General features: G+C 66.4%; 4 protein-coding genes and 3 pseudogenes. 2 read left to right on the top strand and 5 right to left on the bottom strand.

The window, feature by feature from the left end:
- From G3436_RS25860 to G3436_RS25840, 5 genes and pseudogenes are all read right to left on the bottom strand, one after another.
- Positions 1-521 (bottom strand): annotated as a pseudogene (locus G3436_RS25860) (5-oxoprolinase subunit B family protein); the annotation flags it as partial.
- Entirely contained in the window at positions 518-1,270 is a 753-nt protein-coding gene (locus tag G3436_RS25855; RefSeq protein WP_163951080.1) for a 5-oxoprolinase subunit PxpA, read from the bottom strand. The pseudogene G3436_RS25860 and the gene G3436_RS25855, both read right to left, overlap by 4 nt.
- Before the next feature lie 32 nt (positions 1,271-1,302).
- Positions 1,303-1,824: a DUF2937 family protein gene (locus G3436_RS25850; RefSeq protein WP_163951078.1), complete on the bottom strand. Its 522-nt coding sequence runs from the start codon at positions 1,822-1,824 to the stop codon at positions 1,303-1,305.
- A gap of 12 nt (positions 1,825-1,836) precedes the next feature.
- Positions 1,837-2,611: pseudogene (locus G3436_RS25845) on the bottom strand (class II glutamine amidotransferase).
- A 24-nt stretch (positions 2,612-2,635) separates the two neighbouring features.
- On the bottom strand, positions 2,636-3,127 hold the full coding sequence (locus tag G3436_RS25840) for an MFS transporter (RefSeq protein ID WP_163951075.1): 492 nt from the start codon (positions 3,125-3,127) through the stop codon (positions 2,636-2,638).
- Positions 3,128-3,211: 84 nt separating this feature from the next.
- On the opposite strand from G3436_RS25840, the gene G3436_RS28390 reads away from it, so the two are divergent.
- Positions 3,212-4,537, top strand: a complete 1,326-nt coding sequence (locus G3436_RS28390) for a S9 family peptidase (protein ID WP_279538741.1) — start codon at positions 3,212-3,214, stop codon at positions 4,535-4,537.
- A pseudogene (locus G3436_RS29150) lies at positions 4,482-5,260 on the top strand (prolyl oligopeptidase family serine peptidase). Before G3436_RS28390 ends, G3436_RS29150 begins: the two are co-directional and overlap by 56 nt.
- Positions 5,261-5,299: the final 39 nt, after the last annotated feature.

Below are 5,299 nucleotides of genomic sequence, written 5' to 3'. Positions count from 1 at the left end.
TCGGCCGGGTAGCGCCGTCTGGCGCTCGGCGATGCCAACGCTGCCCGCCGCACGCGCTTGCGGGGCGTGGCCAGGCGCGGTGCGGCCAGTGCCGCTTCCACCAGTCCCATGAACGCAAAGCCCGGCGCGAAGCCCAGCGCGAACACCTGGTACTCGCGCTGGCTGTGACGGCGGATCACCCCCGCTTCGGTATCGCCACTGCGCTGCGCCAGCAACGCCAGTTCCGGGCCGACGCTGGGGTCGTACCACACCGGGATTTCATGGCTGCGCCCCGCCCCACCGCGGTCAGGTTGCAGGTCGCTCAAGGCGTGCTCGATGCGCTCGCGCGCCTGGTCCGGCGGCAGGTCGAAGTGCACCATCACGGTGGTGTACGACGGCACCAGGTCGATCAACTGCGCAGCAAAGGCTGTGCGCAAACGCTGGGTGGCGGCGAGCATCCAGGGCATGTTGCTTTCCTCGATGCGCTCGAACAGGCGCACCATCAGGCAATCGATGGCCACCACCTCGAGCCGCCATTTCATGGCGCTGCCTGGGCGTCGAGGGCTTGGCGAATCTGGCGCACCGCCGCTACCGACGCGTGGTTGTCGCCATGCACGCACAAGGTGTGGGCACGCAGCCACAGTGCACTGCCGTCGCTGGCCACCAGCGCCTCGCCACGCGCCAGGCGCAATGCCTGCTCGACGACCTGCGCCGGGTCGTGGTGCACCGCGCCGGGCAGGCGCCGCGACAGCAGGTGCCCGACGGCATCATAGGCACGGTCGGCAAAGGCCTCGAACCACAGGGTCAGCCCGTACTCGTCACCCAGTGCCTGCGCTGCACGGTTGTCGGCAGTGGCCATGAGCATCAGCGGCAAGCTGCGGTCATAGGCCGCCACCGCCGCGATCACCGTACGCAACGTGAGCGGGTCGGCCATCATGTCGTTGTACAGCGCGCCATGCGGCTTGACGTAGGCCACCTGGGTGCCCTGGGTGCGGCAGATGCCGTCCAGCGCGCCGATCTGGTAGTGCAGCAGGTCGCGGATCTCTTCGCTGCTGCAGGCCATGGACCGTCGGCCAAAGCCGGCCAGGTCGGGGTACGCCGGGTGCGCGCCGATCAGCACCCCTTGCGCCACGGCAAGTGCCACGGTGGCGCGCATGATGCCGGGGTCGCCAGCATGAAAACCGCAGGCAATGTTGGCGCAATCGATAAAGGGCATCACCTCGGCATCCAGGCCCATGCTCCAGCTGCCGAAACTTTCGCCCATGTCGCAGTTCAGTAGCAGGCGGCTCATGTGCGTGGCTCCTTGAATGTATACGTGCGGCGCTAGCGCCAGCTCGGCTCCACCGGCTTGCGCCGCCCGCCGAGGATGGCCCAGCCGAGCAGCAGCAACAGGCTCTCGACCAGCAGGGCCAGCAGCATGGCGCAGGCCAGCCCCCAGACCATGGCCTCGGGCGCCAGCAAGATCTGGTAGCTGTAACCCTTGAGGGTTTCTTCACGCAGCGCCGGGTCGGCCGCCACCAGCACATGCCAGGTACGCACCAGCCACGGGCGCTGCAGCGTCTGCCATTCCTGCTCGAGCAGGCGGTTGCGATTGACCAGGCTGTCGATGCTGTCGGCGTCGCTGTTGAACACCGGGTCTTCACTGGCCCGGTAGTGACGCACCAGCGCCTGCAGGTCGCCGTTGAAGAAGCGCTGCGCGGTCTGGTTGAAACCCTTGAGGCCCTCGCGCGATTCGAGCAGGTGCGCCTCGACACGCTGGGTGTAGTCGTTGATCAAACCGGGCACCTGCACACCGACCAGCAGGCCGCAGGCAAACAACAGCAAACGCAGGTAACTTCTGAACATGAAGGCTGATCCTTAGCTGGCCTGGCCCTGGGCGATGCATTCCCCGCGCCGCCACAGGCCCCACTGGCCGGGTTCGTAGCGGTGCCAGGTCTCGTTTTCGGTCAAGGCCTCGGTGGCGATGACGGTGACCACGTCGTTGGGGGTGGTTTCGGCCTGAAAGTCGACGATCATGTCGACGTCCTTGAGCCGAGCCGGGCCAAACGGCGCACGCCGGGTAATATGGACCAGCTTGGTCGAGCAAAAGCAGAACAGCCAGTCGCCATCGCTGAGCAGGCAGTTGAACACGCCCTTGCCACGGTACTCAGCACAGGCCTGGACCAGCACCGGGATCAGCTCTTCGGCCTCGACCGGCTCAGGGAAGGCTTCGCGCACCCGGTTGAGCAGATCGCAGAACGCCGCTTCGCTGTCGGTATCGCCGACCGGCCGGTAGAACGTGCGCTGGCCCTGGAAGTCGCCCAACTGGCCGTTGTGCGCAAAGCACCAATTGCGGCCCCACAGTTCACGCACGAACGGGTGGGTGTTGGACAGGCACACCTTGCCCACGTTGGCCTGACGGATATGACCGATGACCACTTCGCTCTTGATCGGGTAGCGCTGCACCAGATTGGCCACCTCCGACTCGCAACTGGCCGCCGGGTCCTGGAACAGGCGCAGGCCACGCCCTTCATAGAAGCCGATGCCCCAGCCATCGCGATGCGGGCCGGTGCGCCGCGCGCTGCATCAGCCCGGTAAAGCTGAACACGATATCGGTGGGGACGTTGGCGCTCATGCCCAGTAATTCACACATCGGGGGGTTGCTCCTGGGCGGGTATCACAAACGCGGTTCGAGGCGTGGGCGGTTGCCGCCGGTCGGTGCCTCGGGCGGCTCGTTGCGGTAGCGGTCCTGGCTGTCGACGGCAAACGGCTCGTCCACCTGCGCCGCGTCGGCATCGCGCTTGGCCGCAGCTTCGGCCGCTGCGCGACGGGCACGCGCACGCGACTCCAGCGGCCAGCGCAGCAGCACGAACACGCCATACAGGATGAACGCGATCATGCCGTACATGGCCAGGTCGGCGGCGGCGCGCAGGACGTTGTTGCCCACCTTGAACAGCAGGTCCAGGGCCGCAATGGCGACAGCCGGCGCGAATTTCTCCTTGACCGGGTCGACGATGGTCGGGGTCAGCAGCAGCACCGCCATGATCACGCGCAGCGGCTCACGCAGCCAGCGCCACATCCAGGCGGTCAGGCGAAAGCCCACCAGCAGGCAACCCAGGGCGGCCAGGGCATAAAGTCCCCAGGCGAGCAGATAATCGTTCTCGGTCATGGCGTCCGTGGCAAGCTAGGCAAATAGACGCTTATGATAACGACTTTTCGGCGCGCAGGCGCGCCCCAGCAAAGAGATCCCCGCATGTCCGCAGCCACCAATGCCCCCCGCGCCCCGATTGCCCGCCAGGATGCAGGTAGCGATCCCTACGCCTGGTTGCAGGCCAGGGACACGCCCGAGGTGCTGGCGTACCTGAATGCGGAAAACGCCTACCAGGAGGCGCAACTGGCCGACCAGGCCGCGCTGCGCGAGCAACTGTTCGAAGAGATCAAGGGCCGTATCCTTGAAACCGACCTGTCGCTCGCCTCGCCGTGGGGCCCGTACCTGTACTACACCCGCACCACTGCCGGCGACGAGTACCCGCGTCATTACCGCTGCCCGCGCCCGGCCGACGACTCGCCCAGCGTCGATGAAAGCCGCGAAGAACTGCTGCTGGACCCCAACGTGCTGGCGGCGGGCGGCTTCCTCAGCCTTGGTGCGTTCAACATCAGCCCCGACCACCAGCGCCTGGCCTACAGCCTGGACACCAGCGGCGACGAGGTCTACACGCTGTACGTCAAGGACCTGGCCAGCGGTGCGGTCGAGCAACTGCCGTTCGAGGACTGCGACGGCAGCATGACCTGGGCCAACGACAGCCAGACGCTGTTCTTCGCCGAACTGGACGACACCCACCGGCCGTACAAGCTGCTGCGCCACCGCCTGGGCAGCGAGGGGGCCACGCAGGTTTTCGAAGAGCCTGACGGGCGCTTCTTCCTGCACTGCTACCGCGCCAGCTCCGAGCGCCAACTGATCCTGCTGCTCAACAGCAAGACCACCAGCGAGGCCTGGGTACTCGACGCGCAAACGCCGGAGCAGGCGTTCATCTGCCTGGCACCACGGGTCGAGGGTCACGAGTACTACCCCGACCACGGCCAGCTCGACGGCCAGTGGCACTGGTTCATCCGCAGCAACCAGCACGGCATCAACTTCGCGCTGTTCAACGGCCCGGCCGACACGCTGCCCACGCGCGAACAATGGCAGGTGCTGGTAGCTCATCGCGACAGCATCATGCTCGAAGGCATGACCCTCAATGCCAGCGCCCTGACCCTGAGCCTGCGCGAAGGCGGCCTGCCGATCATCGAAGTGCACCCGCAGGGCCTGCCCAGCTACCGTGTCGAGTTGCCGGACGCAGCCTACAGCCTCTACGTGCAGGACAGCCTGGAGTTCGTCAGCCCGCGGGTGCGCCTGCGCTACGAGGCGCTCAACCGCCCGGCTCAGGTGCGCCAGTTGGAGCTGGCAACGGCGAACAGCGCGTGCTCAAGCAAACCCCGGTACTCGGCCCGTTCGATGCCGATGCCTACGTCAGCCAGCGTCTGTGGGCCAGCGCCGGCGATGCACGCAGGTACCGATCAGCCTGGTGCAACGCCGTGAAGACCTCGGCAAGCCGGTGCCGCTGTACCTGTACGGCTATGGCGCCTACGGCGAGAGCCTGGACCCCTGGTTCTCGCATGCACGCCTGAGCCTGCTGGAGCGCGGCGTGGCCTTTGCCATTGCGCACGTGCGCGGCGGTGGCGAGCTGGGCGAAGCCTGGTACCGCGCCGGCAAGCAGGAACACAAGCACAACACCTTCAGCGATTTCATTGCCTGCGCCGAACACCTGATTGCCCGCGGCGTGACCGATGCCGAGCACCTGGCGATCAGCGGCGGCAGCGCCGGCGGGCTGCTGATCGGCGCGGTGCTCAACAGCGCCCCGAGCTGTTCAAGGCGGCCATTGCCGAGGTGCCGTTCGTCGATGTGCTCAACACCATGCTCGACCCCGAGCTGCCGCTGACCGTCACCGAATATGACGAATGGGGCAACCCGCAGGAGCCGGAGGTGTACGCGCGCATCAAGGCCTATGCACCGTACGAGAACGTGCGGGCACAGGCTTACCCTGCCCTGCTGGTGGTGGCCGGCTACAACGACAGCCGCGTGCAGTACTGGGAAGCAGCCAAGTGGGTGGCCAAGCTGCGGGTGACCAAGACCGACGACAACCTGTTGCTGCTCAAGACCGAACTGGGCGCCGGCCACGGCGGCATGAGCGGGCGCTACCAGGGGCTCAAGGATGTGGCGCTGGAGTACGCTTTCGTATTTAAAGTGCTGGGCCTGGTGTAATTCGAGATTTTTGTTGTCTGATTCGCTGGCAAGCCAGCT

This window comes from Pseudomonas brassicae (genome assembly GCF_010671725.1).
Lineage (GTDB): Bacteria > Pseudomonadota > Gammaproteobacteria > Pseudomonadales > Pseudomonadaceae > Aquipseudomonas > Aquipseudomonas brassicae.
The sequence above is the reverse complement of the archived record's forward strand: the minus strand, read 5'-3'. Positions and strand labels throughout refer to the sequence as shown.